At 45.5% G+C, this 16,776-nt stretch carries 13 protein-coding genes; 5 read left to right on the top strand and 8 right to left on the bottom strand.

Annotated elements, in window-relative coordinates; all coding sequences use genetic code 11:
* Positions 1 to 272: 272 nt before the first annotated feature.
* The 4 genes from AOT82_RS09895 to AOT82_RS09880 form a co-directional block, all read right to left on the bottom strand.
* Complete coding sequence (locus tag AOT82_RS09895) at positions 273 to 1,775, bottom strand: peptide MFS transporter (RefSeq protein ID WP_263281243.1); 1,503 nt, start codon at positions 1,773 to 1,775, stop codon at positions 273 to 275.
* Positions 1,776 to 2,130: 355 nt separating this feature from the next.
* On the bottom strand, positions 2,131 to 2,595 hold the full coding sequence (locus AOT82_RS09890; protein ID WP_071002848.1) for a hypothetical protein: 465 nt from the start codon (positions 2,593 to 2,595) through the stop codon (positions 2,131 to 2,133).
* Between the two features lie 136 nt (positions 2,596 to 2,731).
* Positions 2,732 to 4,306, bottom strand: a complete 1,575-nt coding sequence (lnt, locus tag AOT82_RS09885; protein ID WP_071002847.1) for an apolipoprotein N-acyltransferase — start codon at positions 4,304 to 4,306, stop codon at positions 2,732 to 2,734.
* A 275-nt stretch (positions 4,307 to 4,581) separates the two neighbouring features.
* The gene (locus tag AOT82_RS09880; RefSeq protein WP_071002846.1) at positions 4,582 to 5,481 is read right to left on the bottom strand and encodes a CBS domain-containing protein; all 900 of its coding nucleotides are present in this window, start codon (positions 5,479 to 5,481) and stop codon (positions 4,582 to 4,584) included.
* 263 nt (positions 5,482 to 5,744) lie between these two features.
* On the opposite strand from AOT82_RS09880, the gene AOT82_RS09875 reads away from it, so the two are divergent.
* A complete protein-coding gene (locus AOT82_RS09875) occupies positions 5,745 to 7,043 on the top strand; it encodes an Lnb N-terminal periplasmic domain-containing protein (protein ID WP_083328920.1) in 1,299 nt (432 codons plus the stop codon).
* A gap of 30 nt (positions 7,044 to 7,073) precedes the next feature.
* On the opposite strand, the gene AOT82_RS09870 is transcribed toward AOT82_RS09875, so the two are convergent.
* Together AOT82_RS09870 and AOT82_RS09865 are read right to left on the bottom strand one after the other, a co-directional pair.
* Positions 7,074 to 7,871 carry a hypothetical protein gene (locus tag AOT82_RS09870; protein ID WP_071002845.1) on the bottom strand — a complete coding sequence of 266 codons (798 nt, stop codon included), beginning with the start codon at positions 7,869 to 7,871 and terminating at the stop codon, positions 7,074 to 7,076.
* Positions 7,872 to 7,916: 45 nt separating this feature from the next.
* Positions 7,917 to 8,510: a YcgN family cysteine cluster protein gene (locus AOT82_RS09865; RefSeq protein WP_071002844.1), complete on the bottom strand. Its 594-nt coding sequence runs from the start codon at positions 8,508 to 8,510 to the stop codon at positions 7,917 to 7,919.
* Positions 8,511 to 8,670: 160 nt separating this feature from the next.
* On the opposite strand from AOT82_RS09865, the gene AOT82_RS09860 reads away from it, so the two are divergent.
* From AOT82_RS09860 to ylqF, 3 genes are all read left to right on the top strand, one after another.
* Positions 8,671 to 9,408 carry a dienelactone hydrolase family protein gene (locus AOT82_RS09860; protein WP_071002843.1) on the top strand — a complete coding sequence of 246 codons (738 nt, stop codon included), beginning with the start codon at positions 8,671 to 8,673 and terminating at the stop codon, positions 9,406 to 9,408.
* 195 nt (positions 9,409 to 9,603) lie between these two features.
* Positions 9,604 to 12,561 (top strand): DUF2339 domain-containing protein, encoded by a 2,958-nt coding sequence (locus tag AOT82_RS09855; protein WP_197496659.1) that lies wholly within the window; start codon positions 9,604 to 9,606, stop codon positions 12,559 to 12,561.
* A gap of 150 nt (positions 12,562 to 12,711) precedes the next feature.
* A complete protein-coding gene (gene ylqF / locus AOT82_RS09850) occupies positions 12,712 to 13,668 on the top strand; it encodes a ribosome biogenesis GTPase YlqF (RefSeq protein ID WP_071002841.1) in 957 nt (318 codons plus the stop codon).
* Positions 13,669 to 13,689: 21 nt separating this feature from the next.
* Here the strand turns inward: ylqF and AOT82_RS09845 are convergent, their stop codons facing one another.
* A complete protein-coding gene (locus AOT82_RS09845) occupies positions 13,690 to 14,085 on the bottom strand; it encodes a hypothetical protein (protein WP_071002840.1) in 396 nt (131 codons plus the stop codon).
* 6 nt (positions 14,086 to 14,091) lie between these two features.
* Entirely contained in the window at positions 14,092 to 15,216 is a 1,125-nt protein-coding gene (locus tag AOT82_RS09840) for a hypothetical protein (RefSeq protein WP_071002839.1), read from the bottom strand.
* Positions 15,217 to 15,407: 191 nt separating this feature from the next.
* On the opposite strand from AOT82_RS09840, the gene mutY reads away from it, so the two are divergent.
* Positions 15,408 to 16,664 (top strand): A/G-specific adenine glycosylase, encoded by a 1,257-nt coding sequence (mutY, locus tag AOT82_RS09835; protein ID WP_071002838.1) that lies wholly within the window; start codon positions 15,408 to 15,410, stop codon positions 16,662 to 16,664.
* The last annotated feature ends 112 nt before the right edge of the window (positions 16,665 to 16,776 follow it).

Below are 16,776 nucleotides of genomic sequence, written 5' to 3'. Positions count from 1 at the left end.
TGAATGTGTCCTTATTTATTTTAGATAAATTATTTAGAAATCGAGAGGTGAGTAGCAACTATGAATAGTCGTCTTATTAGATGCTGCTTGATAGTATTGCAGTAGAACATAACTAGATGTTTGGGCAGAATGTAGGCTTTCAATAGCCTAAAAAATATCTCACTGATTGAAATAATAAAACGTGCTGCCAGTTATGGTAACACGTCTTATCATGAGTTATGGACTGATTCTACGGGCATGATAGAGGATTTGCATACACCAGTTATCTGTCTTTATTGGCTTACCTCGTCAGCATGCTCGCTTTTTTGCAGCATATTATTGATAGGCTTGGCCAATACCAACAGTATCACAGCAGAGACTACCAAGAAGATCGTCATGGTAGTAAACAAGGTCGGCAAACCTTCGATTTTGTCCGCTGAGACATGACCACCAAAGAAGGCCGCAACCAAGTTACCCATCGCAATAGAAGCAAAGAACAACCCCATCATCTGACCTTGCATGCCTTTTGGTGCAAGCTTGGTCATTGATGACAGACCTACCGGGCTAAGCGCAAGCTCGCCAAGGGTCAATAACAGCAGACTTCCCACCAACCATAAAGGCGATGCTAAGCCAGCACCAGGCGCTAAGATGCTTTTTGAGGCAAAAATCATCAAGGCAAAACCAGCGGCGGCAAGTAGCATACCGAGTGCAAATTTCGCCATGCTGCTCGGCTCAAGACCTCGGTTACCCAGCTTGACCCAGATAATACTAACGATAGGCGCCAATATTAAAATAAATAGTGGGTTCAGCGACTGAAACCAAATGCTTGGTATTTCAAACCCCATAACATTTAGATCCGTATAACGATCGGCAAATAGGTTAAAAGAGGTTGGCTGCTGCTCAAAACTTGACCAAAATAGCGTCGAGCCAATGATTAAAATAAAGCAGATCAGCAAGCGCAGTTTGTCCGTCTTATCCAACCGCGGTGAAATAAACATAATGGCAAAGTAAAGGATGACGACGGCTGCAATGATATAGGTCATATACTCCGCCACCATCTCAGGATTGAATGACACCATACCCGTAGAGATTAACAGCACCGCAGCGACCAACAATGCAACAAAACCACCTACCCAACGGCCAATGTTTTTGTAGCGATCATTGGATTGCTCCCACTCGGCATCGACACCTTTGGCCTGCGCATAACGCGTCAAGTTCTTGCGGGCGATAAAGCGGTAGGTAAGCAAGGATACGAGCATCCCTAAACCACCAACGCCAAAACCGACGTGCCACATGCCTTTTTCTTTGAATACGCCAACGATGAGCGCCGCCAAGAGTGCGCCAATATTGATACCCATATAAAATAAGGTAAAACCGCCATCACGGCGAGAGTCACCCTTAGGATACAAAGCCCCTACCATTACCGAGATACAGGTCTTAAATAGCCCTGACCCCAAAACGATACAGATCAAACCGACGAAAAACAGCGTCATACCAAACATGGCAGAAAGCGCAATACATAAGTGACCAAGGGCAATCACAATACTACCCCACCACAGGGCACGCTCTTGACCCAGCCAGTTATCTGCTAGCCAACCGCCCGGTACGGCTGCCAAATATAATGAACCAGCAAAAATACCATAGATAGCAGAAGCCGTGACTTCATCAAACCCAAAACCACCACTACTTACTGTTGCTACCATAAATAGCACGAGTAGCGGACGGATACTATAGTAAGAGAAACGTTCCCACATCTCAGTAAAAAACAACGAGCGTAATGGCGCAGGATGACCCATAAAGCCATTGTCTAGTGCTTGCAGCTCAGCCGCACTAGCTTCTGATTTTGATTGTGTACTCACAACTTTATTCCTTTAAAGGTTATTTTGGTAATGACCAAATGCCTAATTATTCCGATAAGCGGTCATATAGGCGGAACATTGTTTCACTTGGTTATACCCAAGTAAAGAAAAAGTTGGCTAAAACTTACACAAACACCCACAAAAAAGCTCGCTCTCAATCCCAGAGAACGAGCTTTTTTGTGGTCTTCAATGCAGTCCTATCGTATTGATATTACTGCTAGTAGAGACTTTAATAACCACTCATTTAAGAGTCGTTTTTTGCTATATAAACTATCAATTGCAATGTCAAAAATTACTGCGCTACTGCTGTGTCATCAGCGGCGGTGCCAGCATCCCCAGCATCCCCAGCATCTAAGTCACCATCCGCTTGCTCAGCAGTTAAATCAGCATCGGCAACAGCCGCTTGGCTTACTGTACCAGAAGCGGTCGCTGTACCTGCTTCTGCAGTGACGACTGCACTATCTGCATCTGTCGCTGGGGTGACGGTTGCATCTGCAGCCGTATCAGATGCTGCTGCATCTACTGGTGCTGTTTCAGCATTTGCTTCAGCTGGGGCAGCAGCGTCTTCGGTAGCAATGGCTTCTGCCTCATCAGCCGCTTCTGATGCTTCCGTTGGCGTCGCCGTGATGTGCTCGCCTGCTGGACGCAAAAACGCAGAAATACCAATAAGTAAGACAATACCTAAAAACAAGGCAATGCCACCTAGAGTGTATAACAGCTCTTTTTTTGGATTGTTATTGACGATACCTTCTGACATACCTTATCCACCTTGCACAAAATATTTGAAATATTGACCTATTATATCGCAATTTATACTGATTTGTGAAAACCCTTAAGTATTTAAAGGGTTTATTATCATCAATTTTACTATTCGCTTTTAGCGTTGATGACAGTTATTTACCCAAACGTACTAACTTCTTAGGACGCTTACCCAAGTAACTCAGTATCAGCAGTAGCGCCATAATAAACAAAATAGGATATTGGCCAAAACGCATAAACGGCGTATTACCAACGCGCGCCTGTATATTACCGCGTAGTACGGTGCGCTCAAACTGCGGAGCACGCGCTACGATGCGACCTTTATGGTCGATGATAGCTGTCACCCCCGTGTTGGTCGCACGCATAAACCAGCGACCATTTTCGAGCGCGCGCATCTGTACCATCTGTAGATGCTGTAGCGGGCCTGCCGACGTACCGAACCACGCATCGTTTGAGATGGTCAATAAAAAGTCTGTGCCAATCGCGTTTTTGCGCGTGGTATCTGGATACGCCACTTCATAGCAGATAGCAGCGCCCAAATTATGACCGCGCACTCGTAGCGGTGACTGTTGGTCACTACCGCGGCTATAGCTCATGATATCTTGGCTACCTGCCAGATTTGGCAGGATATCAAGCACCCCTTCAAATGGAATGTATTCACCAAAGGGTACCAGACGCTGTTTTTTATACAAGCCATCTGCCTGAGCCCCTAGCGCCACCACACTATTATAAAACGGCGCATATTTATCTTTACTGGCATCAAACGCGGCTTCGTCCTTATAAGGGATGCCCGTCACCCATGCCGTGTCCGTCTCTTTGGCCATTTTGACCATTTCATTGATAAAACCAACCGCTTCTGTCTGAAACATCGGAATCGATGACTCAGGCCACAGCACAATGTCACGCCCCCACTCATCGCGAGTCAAGGTTGCGTAGATTTTTAGGGTTTCTATTTGATACTCAGTAAGCCATTTTAGATCTTGCGGGATATTGCCTTGAATCAAAGACACTGATAGATCAGGCGTGCCTTTTGGTTTGGTCCACTGCGGATTGATCAACCATAGCGAGCAGCTAACAACCAGCAAAGCTATCGACGGAATCATATAGCCTGCGCGGCGACGTAGTAGCTCAACGACGCTGGCTCCCAATAATACCGCCACAAAAGAAACCGCGAAAACACCCGCAACAGGCGCCAAGGATGACAACCAATATTGCTCAGTAAATGCATAACCGACGAATAGCCAAGGGAAGCCGGTGAATAGCCACGTTTTCATCCACTCTTGGAGTACCCAAAGCGCAGCAAAAGATAATGGCTGTTTGCCAACCACTCGATTAAAAATCAGCGCCAAAAAGCCATGGAACAACCCCATGCCGAGACCCATCAGCGCAATCATAATCAGCGCAAGCCATACGGGCGTCGAACCATAGACATGGATAGATGTGTACAGCCAAAACGCACCCACACACCAAAGCCCCGTACCGTATGCCTGACCAATTAGAAAGGCGCGGCGACCTGTCATATCCGGCATCAACAACGCATATAAAATGGCAGGTGATACTAATGCAACTGGCCAAATACCATAAGGTGCCAGTGCAAGTATAAAAGCGCCTCCTGCCAGCAAAGCAATCAGTACCGTCAGTCCCAGATGTAAGCCTTTTGGCTGTTCAGGGTTCAGGCGTTTTTGTAAATCAACAGTAGACAGACGCATAGCAGTTATCCAAAACCATATTTTCAAAATTTTACAGCTCAGCACTGAGACAAACCCCAAGCAAAAACTGACTGCATAATGCTCTATGCAGGACCACAAATAAAATCCACCCATGATACCAGTCAAAACCGATTAATGGGTAAATTTGCGTAGCGAAAGTCTCATACCAAAATACAAAAGGCAGAAAGCAAAAAACACGATGGTTCATCGTGTTTTTTATTGGGTATGCTAAGAATGTTTTATCACTAACTATTGATTATGGGAATACAAACAAATTAATGGCTGCCTATCAGTATCTGCTGATCCCCATTGGTTTTGGTCAGCTCTAGATTTTGGATAAAGCGCCCCTCAACATCGGTGATGGTGATTTGCCAATCATCTATCACCACGCTCTCACCCTCCAAATCACCAACGAAACCGAGCGCTTGCATGACCAGACCACCCATCGTGTCGACATCGGTATCATCAAAACGACTGCCAAGCTCATCATTACAGTCTTCAATCACCGTGGATGCTTGGACACGCCATGTGTTTGGCTTTTCGGGATCAGGGACGATATTATTAATATCGCTGTCTTCATCAAAGTCATCATGCTCATCAACGATGTCACCAACGATCTCCTCTAACAAATCTTCCATGGTAACGACACCACCAAAGTTGCCAAACTCATCGACGACGATCGCCATATGCACTTGCGTGCGCTGCAATGAGCGCAGCAGGGTATCTGAACGAGCTGTTTCACTGATATATAATGGCTGGCGCACCAAGTCTTTTAGACGTTTGCTATCGATTTTGTCTTCTTGGTTGCGTACCATGTGCACCAGAATAGGAATCAAATCTTTTGCCAATAGGATACCAATGACGGCATCATCATCTTGACTATCAAAAACAGGATAGCGCGAGTGCGTCGTATCAAGAATGATGTCCATCACTTCAGGGAGACTGGTGCTTTCGTGCAGACCAATCACTTGTGGCCTTGGTGTCATGATTTCGCGCACTTGTGTCGCCGGCAGATCGAGCACGCCTTCTAACATATCGACCGTATCGGGCTCTAAAAACTGGCGCGAGTCTTGTACCAGACGAATCAATTCATCACGGGTTTCGGGGGCGGTCGATAGCCAGCGTTTTAAGCCGCGCATCGACCAACTACTCGGGCTGGGAGTGTCGTCAGACATGGTGGTGTGATTTAACCTCTTTAGTTAATGGCAATTAGAATAACCGTTCATAAAATAAGTAGAGCCTAGATGGGGACAAAAGCGCCAAATAAAACAGCGAGCTTATCATTATCTGTGTAGCAAACAACAGACATACCAGCACAATTTAGCTTCACTTTATCGCAAGCCTCACCGACATTCAACGACAAATTCACTCAAATTGTATTGTCAGTGTGTTATAAACTTTGCTATGGTCAAAGCCATTATTTATCAAAACAAACCTTATGTCGCTACGCTCCGTTTTTTACCGCTTATTATCGTCGCGTTCACGCAGCCAGCTTGCAGATAGCCATTCTGTCAGTCGCGATTTGGACAACAGATCAGCAGATAACAAACCACCAAGACCGACATGGCGACATCGTCTTGTTATTTTTTTGATTGCTATCACAATATTGCTATCAGCAATATGGTTGCTATTAGCGATTTGGTATCAGTACGGGATAAGCTCTGTACTCACTTGGCTTGCAACACTCATCATCGTGGGTATATTAGCTGCGCTGCTAAGTATGCGTTATTGGCATACAGTCACAAAGATACTGCTCAGTGTCTCATTGTCTAATAAAAAATCAATTCATAAAAACACAGCGACTAGATACCTCATTGGCTTATATGGAGCAACTTGGCTCATAGGTCTAGGCTGGTTTTTTTCTATCGAACCCCAGCAAGATCGCGACTGGATGGCTGAGGTCGACCAGCAAGTGGCTTATGAGCGCGATGCAACCAACCCTGATTTGATTACCTTAACCAATGTCCGTAATTTTGATTGGCGCACAGACGAGGACGCCACAGAGCATTGGGAGACGCGCACGATTGATTTATCTAAACTCTCTGGCGTTGATGTGACCAACTCTTACTGGATGGGTCCACTGATTGCTCATACCTTGGTCAGCTTTCGCTTTGAAGACGATAGACCACTTGCCTTCTCATTTGAGATTCGTAAAGAAAATGGCGAGTCGTTTTCGGCACTGGCGGGATTTTTTAGACGGTATGAGCTGAGCCTGATTGCCGCCGAAGAGCGCGATATTATCTATACGCGCAGCAACGCGCGCGGTGAGCAAGTCTATCTGTTTCCTATCAGCAATTTGCAGCAACATGAGGTGAGATCGTTGTTTGAATCTTACCTAACGGCAATGGATGAGCTCAATACCAAACCCTCTTGGTACAACACATTGACGAGTAACTGTACTAATATTATCTTTTATATGGCGCGTATCGTCAGTGGTGATCGCCTGCCGTGGGATTATCGAATTTGGGTCTCTGGTTGGCTGCCAAACTATCTATATGATGTCGGCATGCTGGATGCTGCGCCTGAAAAACAAAACCAGCCTTGGTCAATGGATACGTGGTATGAGCGCACTCATATTAATCCAAAATCGAGTGGCTTCAATAACCTGCACTCTATTGCCAATAGCCGTCAGTTCTCTCGGCAAATTCGTCAAGACATTCCAATCCCTTTACTAGCCGACTCCCAATCTAGTGCTGAAGCACAGGCCAAATCAGCGGCTCAGAGCTCTCATGAATAGTATTGATAGCATATTAAATAGCCCTGACCATTAAACCGTGGTTATGCGATTCTTGGTAAACTCAACGATCACACGATAGTCAACAAGCTCAGTCAACTCAGTCTCTATGCGTTGACGCTCGGTTTCATTAGACGTTGGTCGGTAAATCGTCACATTAATAGTATTGGTCATGGGGCTAAAGCCAATACTTTGAGCGTCAGGATAACGCTTTAATATCTCAGGCCACGCTTTTTCTTGCAATGCAACAATCTGCTGATGCGTTTTATCACTAATGGCTTGGATATAAATAGGAAAAGAATAGTTTTCAAATTCCTTTTGCTTAAAGTGATACACGTATTTTGGCGGGACGGCTTTAACTTTAGTTAGTGTCGTCACTTTAATAGAAAACTCATCAGCGTCATTATTGTCATAATAAACGGCGGCAACATTTGCGCCTAAATGCTCTGTGATTGAGTTAATCAGCGGCGAGCTAATTCCTTGCAATAATAATCGACGCTGTGCCTCTTCAATAGAAACATTAAAATCTTGTGCATAAAACCAAGGCGCACCATTCCTTTCTTCCTCGGATAAAATATTCAGATAATAGTCAGCCAATGGCTCGTCTTCATATTTTTTATCTGCAACTGCCTCTATCTTTTGCCAATCCACCACAACTGGCGCGTCTAATGTAGGCGCACTCACAGATGTTAATACACCTTTTACAGGTATAGCTTGCGCCGTTTGAGAAGTAGGAGAATTGGTCTCAGACAAATGAGCAATATTTGAGCAGCCGATTGACAAAAAAGCAGCACTGAATATCAAACTTGTTGTACGGCAAATTTTATTCATATTCCAATCCTTAGATCATAACCCTTTATATCAGCAAATAATAAACTATGGATTCACCCAATTAACCACGCGCGTTTCCATTTCTTCATCAGACATACCAATCTCCGACACACAGCGGCCAGCGACACCCACATTGGCTGCACGCATCTCGTGCTGGGTGACTACCGCATCCTGAGTCAATAACAGATGCCAGCTTGGCAAATTCTGTCCTTTATACAACCGCTTGTAGGCGCAATGCGATGGCAGCCACATCATGTTGGGCAAGTTGTCCATGGTCAGCTGAATACAATCTGGTACATGCTCTTGGCGCGTCGCATAATGTTGGCAATAGCCTGTCGCACAGTCCATGAGCTGGCACGTCACATCGGTATACTCGACCAGCTCTTCGTCATCATCATTATCGATGTATTTGATTAAGCAGCAGCTGCCGCAGCCATCACACAACGCTTCCCATTCGCTATGATTTAGCTCGTTTAAGGCAAATCGCGACCAAAACTGCGGGCGTAGTGGCTCAGACCTAGAATCAGTGTCAGCATTATCAGGAAATAAACTTACCGACTGCGCAAGCTTAGCATCTGGATTGACGCCTGAATGCAAGCCTGATTGTTCATCATTTTTGTTTAAGAAATTTATAGTCATAGGGTCGCAGTAGCATTTTGATAAAGAGCGTTACACTATTATAGCTGTTTTTGCTAGATATGGGCGTTAAGGTAGTACGAGTTAGAAAACGAACCATCACAATGACAAATAATCAACACGACGAATAATCAAAACTCATAATATAAAAAAGGACAATCCTATGTCAGTTAAGACTTTCGAGTTAATCAGTACTACCGAAAATGGCGTTGAACTTATCAGCTATGTGGCACTACCAGAAAACGCTTCTGATGATAATCCAGCAGCAGGTATCTTGGTCGCACCAGAATGGTGGGGCGTGGTCGATCATCCAAAATCAGTAGTAGAGCGTTTGGCAGAAGCTGGTTATGCAGCGGTCGCAATGGACGTCTATGGCGAAGGAAAACTCACTACCGATGCGGCTCAGGCCAACATGTGGATGGAGCAAGTGCTTGCTGATCAAGACATGCTGATGGCACGCTGCCGCTTGATTTTGAACGACTTTAGCGATCAGTTATCAGTTGACGGTGACAAGCTCGCGGCAATCGGTTACTGCTTCGGCGGTAAAGTCGTCCTAGACATGGCTCGCGAAGGCATGCCACTAAAAGCGGTCGCTACCTTCCATGGTAACCCAACGCCAAAACAACCAGCAGACAAAAACTTCACTGCAAAAGTACTGGTCGCGCATGGCCGTGATGACTCAATGGTATCAATGGATGCCATCGAAGGCCTAAAATCAGAGCTAGACGCAGCTGACGTAGATTACACTATCGATGTCTATGACAATGCTAAGCATGGCTTTACCAATCCACATGCCGATGAGCGTGCTGAAAAAAATGAAGTGGACCTTGGCTATAACGAAGCCGCTGCTAAGCAAAGTTGGGAAAATATGCTTGAGTTTATGAAAGCCAATTTGGCATAGATTGGCATAAAAAACTTCTGATATAAAACTCATAAAGAAGGGCAGCTTAACTATTAAGCTGCCCTTTTATTTTGGGTTTTGTTTTACCAATGACCTTTTGGGTAAGTAATCAGAGCGGTCTTGTACTTCTTAGCAAATCGCGTCATTATCACATTACTATCAGCTGGATTGAGCAACAAAATGTTATACCTATGGATGACCCAGTTAGGTTGGCTGGCTTTTACAGTTTTATTGATTGTAGTAGTCGCTTTATACACCAAAATAAAGCGAGAAATCACGTATTTGCGCCGCGATGTAACAAAACTACAGGCTGAACTTGAGCAGCAAGCAAAACGTAGCGTAACATCCTCTGCCACGCAGTTGGTTGATGACGGTGCCCATACACGCAAGAATTTTTCTAAAGACACTGATGCCGTTACTGAAACGGATACGATTGCTGGCACTAGGGATAACGCTACCAAAGACCTCATCGTTGACTCAAACCGTCGAATTCCTATATCGTCGCCACCGCCACTACCTACTACTGACTCGACACCAACCAATGATATAAAATCAGACGCTTCTGATCAGAAATTCGTAGCCCCTCTTGACCCAATAGCAGCAAAAAACAACGACAAAAATACCCCCATTGAACCAGATGAGCGCTCACTCCCTATCGTCACCTCGCTCATGCACTCAATCAAAAACTGGTTTTTTGGTGGCAATCTCGTCGTACGAGTTGGCGTATTGGTACTGCTGGTGGGTGTGGTACTGCTGCTGCGCTTGCTTAGCGAATATATCGAGATCTCAATTACCACAAAGCTTGTCACCATCGGCGCTGCAGGTTTGGCATTAGCAGCACTGGGATTCAAACTCACCGCAAAACGCTTCTCGTATGGTATCACGCTACAGGGCGCAGGCTTAGCGATTACATATTTGAGCACCTTTTTTGCTTATAGTGTCTATGAAATCATGCCAAGTGTACCGAGCTTTATTGGGCTTGGAATATTATCTGCCATCACTATCGCCCTCGCCGTACGTCAAAACGCTTTTCCGCTCGCGTTGTTAGCGTTATCTGGTGGTTTTTTTGCGCCGATTTTGACCAGTGAGAGTACGGGAAGTTTGACGGCGCTTTTTGGTTATTATCTGCTTCTCAATATCACCATCGCTGTCATCGCCCACTATCGCCCATGGAAAGTCCTAAATCTGCTTGGGGTAACTGTCACGTTTGGACTGGCCTACTATTGGGGCTTGACCGAAGACTTGCCCGCCATTATTAAGACGCAGCGCTGGTCGCTGGTAATGATCACTGCGCTGCATGTGCTGCTGTACTTGTTTGTGGTCATTCGCTATGCGCAGCATGTTATTGACTACAACACTGCCAGTACTACTAATGATCAAGCGCCCGACAGGCTATCTTTAGCCAACTCATCATCGCAAGCAATTTTCCCCATAGATACCAGCTTACTATTTTCAGCACCCGTACTGGCCTTTGGGGTGCTGGCCGCCTTGCTTGATGGCGTGTCGCATGGATTGACGATTACTGCTGGTATTTTGGCATTGCTGTACTTAGGCACAGGATATGTCTTTGTCAAACAAAGCCCGCGTTATCTACTGGTGACCGAGAGTATGCTGGCGTTGGGTGCTGGGTTTTTGGCGATTATGGTGGCGTTGGCGTTGGACGCTAATTGGATGACCTGTGGCTGGTCGATACAAGCCTTAGCGTTGGTCTGGCTGGGCGAGCGCTCAAAGCGGACTTGGTCCGTCTATTTTGGGCTGGGTCTGCATGTGCTGAGTGTGGCTTGGTTATGGTTGCTCGATATTCCGTCTCGGTTATCTGCAGGTGACACCTCCCTTATGTTAGTGTGGCTACTGGTGGCATGGTTGCCGCTGGTCAGTGCGTATTTACTACGGCATTTTTCACTGTTTGATGCAATCAGCAAATGGAATCAAACCAAAATTGCCCATTGGCAACGTCGCTGGTTGATATATGCTTTTTCACTACTGGCTACCTGTTGGAGTATTTGGGCGACGTATATCGCCTTTGAGTTGTGGTTAGCAGTGTCAGTAACGACGCTGTTTATATTGACCGTCATCATACACAGTCTTGGCTTTTGGCTTATCGATAGCAAAACGCCGTGGGCACAGGCACGCCGTATCAACCGTGCGATATTGCTCGCTCTGTATACGTTTATGGTCACTCTCACACCCATTATCATTATATTTTCCCATCGGTGGGATAACATTGAATGGCGATACTTTATTATCAGCGCGCTTATGGTATTAGGCGTTGCACTACTATGGCTCAAACGCTGGTATCAAGCAGGCGAACAGCGGTATGTGGATCCAACCAGTCTACTGATCACCGCGTTGTCTGTGCTGTTTTATACCTTAGCGCTACGGTCAAATGCTGAGCATATCGCGCCGCCGATGCTACTGGTCGCGCTACTATATGTCATCCCTCTCTATCTAACTTACAAGCAAATCAGTACGTACGCATCTGAGCGCAAACAGACGCTGATCGCGCGCGCTCCTGCTTGGCTCAACCTGCCACATGCGCTGATAGGCACTGGCAAAGCATTGCTGCCTATTGCTTTGTTTTGGGTCGTTTTCAGTAATTATTATAGCGACGGCGCGGTCTGGCAGCTGCCATATTTGCCAGTGCTGAGCATCATTGATGTCAGTATGGGGTTGGTAATAGCTGCTTCCTTGCTATTATTACGACTGCTTCAACAAGTGCGTGCGCCCAATACGGTCTTTACCGAGCGTTATCGCCATACGCTGATCATATTGGCTTTGATTGCCTTTTGGTGGCTCTCAAGTATTTTGGTACGCAGCCTACATGCCTTTATCGGTACACCGCTTTGGGACGGCGCTCAGGGCGGCGCTTGGAGTAGCGAACAAGTACAGACAGGACTGACCATCTTGTGGACGCTCTTGGCTTTGGTCGCGACTATTGTCGCCAGCCGCTACTGGCAGCGCGCGCTGTGGTTTATGGGTATTGGGTTGTTAGGCATCGTTGTGATTAAACTGGTCTTAGTTGACTTATCACAGACCGAGGCAATTTGGCGCGTGATCTCGTTCATTGGTGCCGGCAGTTTAATACTATTGATTGGGTATCTTGCGCCGTTGCCGCCAGCCAACGAAGAGATAGGAGATCCCCCTCAATCGTAACGGCGCATCTGGTCAGGTAAGTAGGTCAGGTGAAATTGTCCCATGGATACATCGGGTTTGTAGTAAACTGGATCCCATGACAACAGACAATGCCAACATAGCGCCATGTCTTTTGCGCGACATTTATGAATAACAAGGTTATAAAAGCAGATGGATAAGAGAGCAAGTATTCAGTGGTTCCCTGGGCATATGAACAAAGCCCGCAACGAAATCAAAGAAATCATGCCGCAGATGGATGTGGTCATCGAGGTCATCGATGCACGTATCCCCTATAGCAGCGAAAACCCAATGGTCGCAGCCCTACGCGGCGAAAAACCTGTGATTAAAATCCTGAATAAAGCTGACCTTGCCGATCCTGAATTGACCCAAATCTGGATGGATCATCTTGAGCAGCAAAGCCAAGTCAAAGCCATTGCGTGCGATACTGAAAAAGCCAATGACGTAAAACGCATCATTGCCATCTGCAAACACCTCGTACCCAATAAAGTCGGGACTGGTCGTCAAATCAAAGCGATGATTATGGGTATTCCAAATGTGGGCAAATCAACGCTGATCAATACGCTAGCAGGTCGCGCCGTGGCAAAGACAGGTGACGAGCCAGCGGTAACCAAGTCGCAGCAGCTGATTAAGCTCGACGATGACATCATGCTCTATGACACGCCCGGTATGCTATGGCCGAAAGTTGAAAATGAAAACTCTGGCTATCGTCTAGCAGCGACAGGCGGTATCCGTGATACTGCTTTTGATTTTGCTGATGTCGCAAGCTATACCGCTGAGTACTTGATGCACGCCTATCCTGAGTCGCTAAAAACCCGCTATAAAATTGACGAGTTACCCAAGACCGATTGGGAGTTCTTTGAAGTGGCAGGACGCAATCGCGGCTGTGTACGCGCAGGCAATCAAGTCGATACCTACCGTATGTCTGAGATTCTCATTAACGAGCTACGTAGCGCAAAGATCGGGCGTATCACGCTTGAGACCCCAGCTATGATTGAGGCAGAAGAAATCGTCGTCGCCGAACAACGCATCGCTGCTGAAGAAAAGAAAAAAGCCCGCGAGGAAGAAAAACGCTTACGTCGTCTAAAAACGCGGAAGAATCGGAAGTAGATTTAATAAACGTAAGACCAATCATGTAGAAGTGAAAATTTTCCCGTCAGGCAAAGAAACTAACCCTAGCAAATAATAAAACACCAACCCATGTTTCTTTGCCAATGGTGCAATTACTCTAGCAGCTTCTTGCATGTTATTATCTGGCAGCGGCAGAGAGACAGCAAATGTATTCTGTAGCTGTACATGAGCGACCGTTGCCCCGAATGCTAATGAAAGCTCAAATGATAAATCACCTTCCTGAGCCAGTTGTTGTAGCTCAGTGGCAAACTCGAATATGTTTTCGCTATGAGCGCTGACTTCTATCTCTATAAGCTGCGGTAGTAATACACCTGCACTATCGTAAGAGATAGGCAGATACTCATCGCCATCACCCAAACTTGCATCCCAAACATAAAGCAAAGCGTATTCAGTCATAATCAGCTACTCCAATGGCTCTACGGTAGATAAAATCTCTAAAAGTCTATCCCAGCGCTCATTCATTCTATTCTTAACATAGTCGTTTGGTGAGTTATCAATAAGTTCACGATACTGTATGATCAAATCATCATAGTCCTCTCGACCTGCAAGTTTGGCTAGAATAAGTTGTTTATCCACTCTTTCACCATGGCTGTGCCCTCTTGCAATCTTATCATGCAGTAACAAAAAAAGCTGATTGTAGCTGTCTATTTTATCTACTTCATCCAGTTTACTGGCAAACTCAGTATTAATAAATTCAGTAATCTGTTTTTGCTTATCTGCAAAGTTTTTATCGCATACATTAATGTAATCTAGCTTTAAATAAGGAGATTGCCGAGTAAGCTCAGTTGGCAGCGTTACTTTATCGTAAATCTCTTCAAACGCTGGTGATACAAAATACGCATGAATTTTTAATCTAAAATAGCCGTTCTTACCTTCCGCTCCTCCGGTTAGACGCACATGACCATAAGGCATGGCCTTGGTACAACCATCGACTTCAAGAGAGTCATTAACGTTAGCGCTTGTTACTTGACTACACTGATAACCATAACGTTCTAAACAATCATGCATGAATGGGTGCAGTATTTTTTCAAAGTCCTCTCTATCTCTAGGAACCTGTGCCTCTGGCTTATAAATATCAGCAGACTGTTTTGCCAGCGCCCGCTTTTCTTTTAGCAGTGCCATACCTCTTGCGATGTTAGGCGGATAGATCGTACCATCTGGATAGGCAACCATACCCCGAGTGTCATAAAACACTAGCCCTAACTCTTCACATAGAGGGGTGATAACATCTAACGCTTCACCGTGCAGTGCTTCAGGTGTGGGTATGGCTACGCAAGCGGTTTTAGAATGAGTTTTCATCTCTAAATTTGTATTTACGTAGGCTTCATAAAAGACTTCTGAATAATCCGAGGTTCTGGCTTCGTCCACGAGACGATCTGCTAGCTCAATGATATTTGAGCTGATAGTATCCACTAGCTGCTGGCGCAAAGCTTCAAAGTCGTGCGTTGCTTGTTCCCATGAGCTGTCTTTACTTGGTGTACAAGTAATTTGATGGATATCCCAAACGAAAAAGGTTTGTGCTGACAAGATACTATCTCCTAAACTATTAATGAAAACATTGGTTTTACTTATTATTAAACTGAAAGTGAAGAACACGTAATAACTAACTAATGCTTTTCCTTAAAAACAACAAACCATTGCATAGCGAGTCAGCCCACCCCATAAATTAGTTAACCTTTTATGGTCTAATATTTTTTATTAATTGACAAGGATTATTCTTGCCTACTTTATTCTCTCAACCTGAGTCATCTCTAAACTCCTTTGCCCCGCGCCTACTCGATTGGTTTGCCGAAAATGGTCGCCATGATTTGCCGTGGCAACAGCACCAAACTGACACGCCCAATCCTTATATCGTTTGGTTATCCGAAGTGATGCTTCAGCAAACACAAGTGACCACAGTACTGCCCTACTTTGCACGCTTTATGGAGACGTTTCCGACCGTGCAGGATTTGGCCGCTGCCGACTGGGATGTGGTCGCCGAGCATTGGGCGGGGCTTGGCTACTATGCACGCGCGCGTAATTTGCATAAAGGGGCAAAGCAGCTGGTTGCAGTAATCGAGGAGACGGGCGAGTTCCCGCAGACACTCGCAGGTTGGGAAGCGATTTCTGGCGTTGGCCCATCAACGGCTGGGGCGATTATGGCGATGGGATTGCATCATTATGGCGTCATCTGTGATGGTAATGTCAAACGGGTATTGACGCGCTGGGCAGCCATTGACGGCGATATCACTAAATCTGCTACGACGAAAGAGTTATGGGCATTAGCGGAGCGTTTAACACCGACAGAGAACTCAGGACTGTTCGCACAAGCCATGATGGATATGGGCGCAACGTTATGTACGCGTAGCAAACCTGCTTGCCTATTATGCCCGCTACAAGAAGATTGCTTGGCACATGCTGAGGGGCGCGAGACTGATTATCCTGTCAAAGCGAAAAAACAGCCCAAACCGAGCAAGTTTAGCGATGCATTGCTGATAGAAAATATAGACGGTGAGATATTGTGGCTACAACGCCCTGATAATGGCATTTGGGGTGGCCTATGGAGCTTGCCTTTACAGTTCGTAGAAAAAATTGATGGTAAAGCAAATAGCAAGATAACTGGCAAAACTACTGCTAATAAATCAGTCACGAGCGACGATAAGTCATCAAGCTTGGCAAGTGGCGTGCGCAGTAATGAAAAAATATACGAGACAGAGTTCACCACGGCTGAGCAAATTATCAACGAATGGCTAATAAAGAATGAACTGGTAACCGAATCAGTTAGCAATACCTTATTAGATGACGCCCCTATCAAGCACTCATTGACGCATTTCCATTGGTATTTAACACCGCGCAAACTCACTGTCGATGCTGCGCAAACGATAGAACTCAACGAGAAACTAGCAGCAGCTGAGATTGATTTTAAATGGCTCACCGAACAAACAGCACAAGACAGTCTAGGATTGCCTCGTGCGATGATTAAAATCTTAGAATAAAAATTAGTGTAAAAAACTGGCATAAAAAAAAGCGACTCATTATCAATAGTGAGTCCCTTTTTTATGATCACAAGATGACAGTAGCCAACAATAAATAGCGCTAAGGCTAGGG

Origin of the sequence: Psychrobacter sp. AntiMn-1 (assembly GCF_001854065.1) — a bacterium.
Classification (GTDB): Bacteria; Pseudomonadota; Gammaproteobacteria; order Pseudomonadales; family Moraxellaceae; genus Psychrobacter; species Psychrobacter pacificensis.
The sequence above is the reverse complement of the archived record's forward strand: the minus strand, read 5'-3'. Positions and strand labels throughout refer to the sequence as shown.

Coding starts and splice junctions, on each gene's coding strand:
- AOT82_RS09895 (WP_263281243.1), bottom strand. CDS start 1,775: ATGGGTCATCCTGCGCCATTACGCTCGTTGTTTTTTACTGAGATGTGG.
- AOT82_RS09890 (WP_071002848.1), bottom strand. CDS start 2,595: ATGTCAGAAGGTATCGTCAATAACAATCCAAAAAAAGAGCTGTTATAC.
- lnt (WP_071002847.1), bottom strand. CDS start 4,306: ATGCGTCTGTCTACTGTTGATTTACAAAAACGCCTGAACCCTGAACAG.
- AOT82_RS09880 (WP_071002846.1), bottom strand. CDS start 5,481: ATGTCTGACGACACTCCCAGCCCGAGTAGTTGGTCGATGCGCGGCTTA.
- AOT82_RS09875 (WP_083328920.1), top strand. CDS start 5,745: ATGTCGCTACGCTCCGTTTTTTACCGCTTATTATCGTCGCGTTCACGC.
- AOT82_RS09870 (WP_071002845.1), bottom strand. CDS start 7,871: ATGAATAAAATTTGCCGTACAACAAGTTTGATATTCAGTGCTGCTTTT.
- AOT82_RS09865 (WP_071002844.1), bottom strand. CDS start 8,510: ATGACTATAAATTTCTTAAACAAAAATGATGAACAATCAGGCTTGCAT.
- AOT82_RS09860 (WP_071002843.1), top strand. CDS start 8,671: ATGTCAGTTAAGACTTTCGAGTTAATCAGTACTACCGAAAATGGCGTT.
- AOT82_RS09855 (WP_197496659.1), top strand. CDS start 9,604: ATGACCCAGTTAGGTTGGCTGGCTTTTACAGTTTTATTGATTGTAGTA.
- ylqF (WP_071002841.1), top strand. CDS start 12,712: ATGGATAAGAGAGCAAGTATTCAGTGGTTCCCTGGGCATATGAACAAA.
- AOT82_RS09845 (WP_071002840.1), bottom strand. CDS start 14,085: ATGACTGAATACGCTTTGCTTTATGTTTGGGATGCAAGTTTGGGTGAT.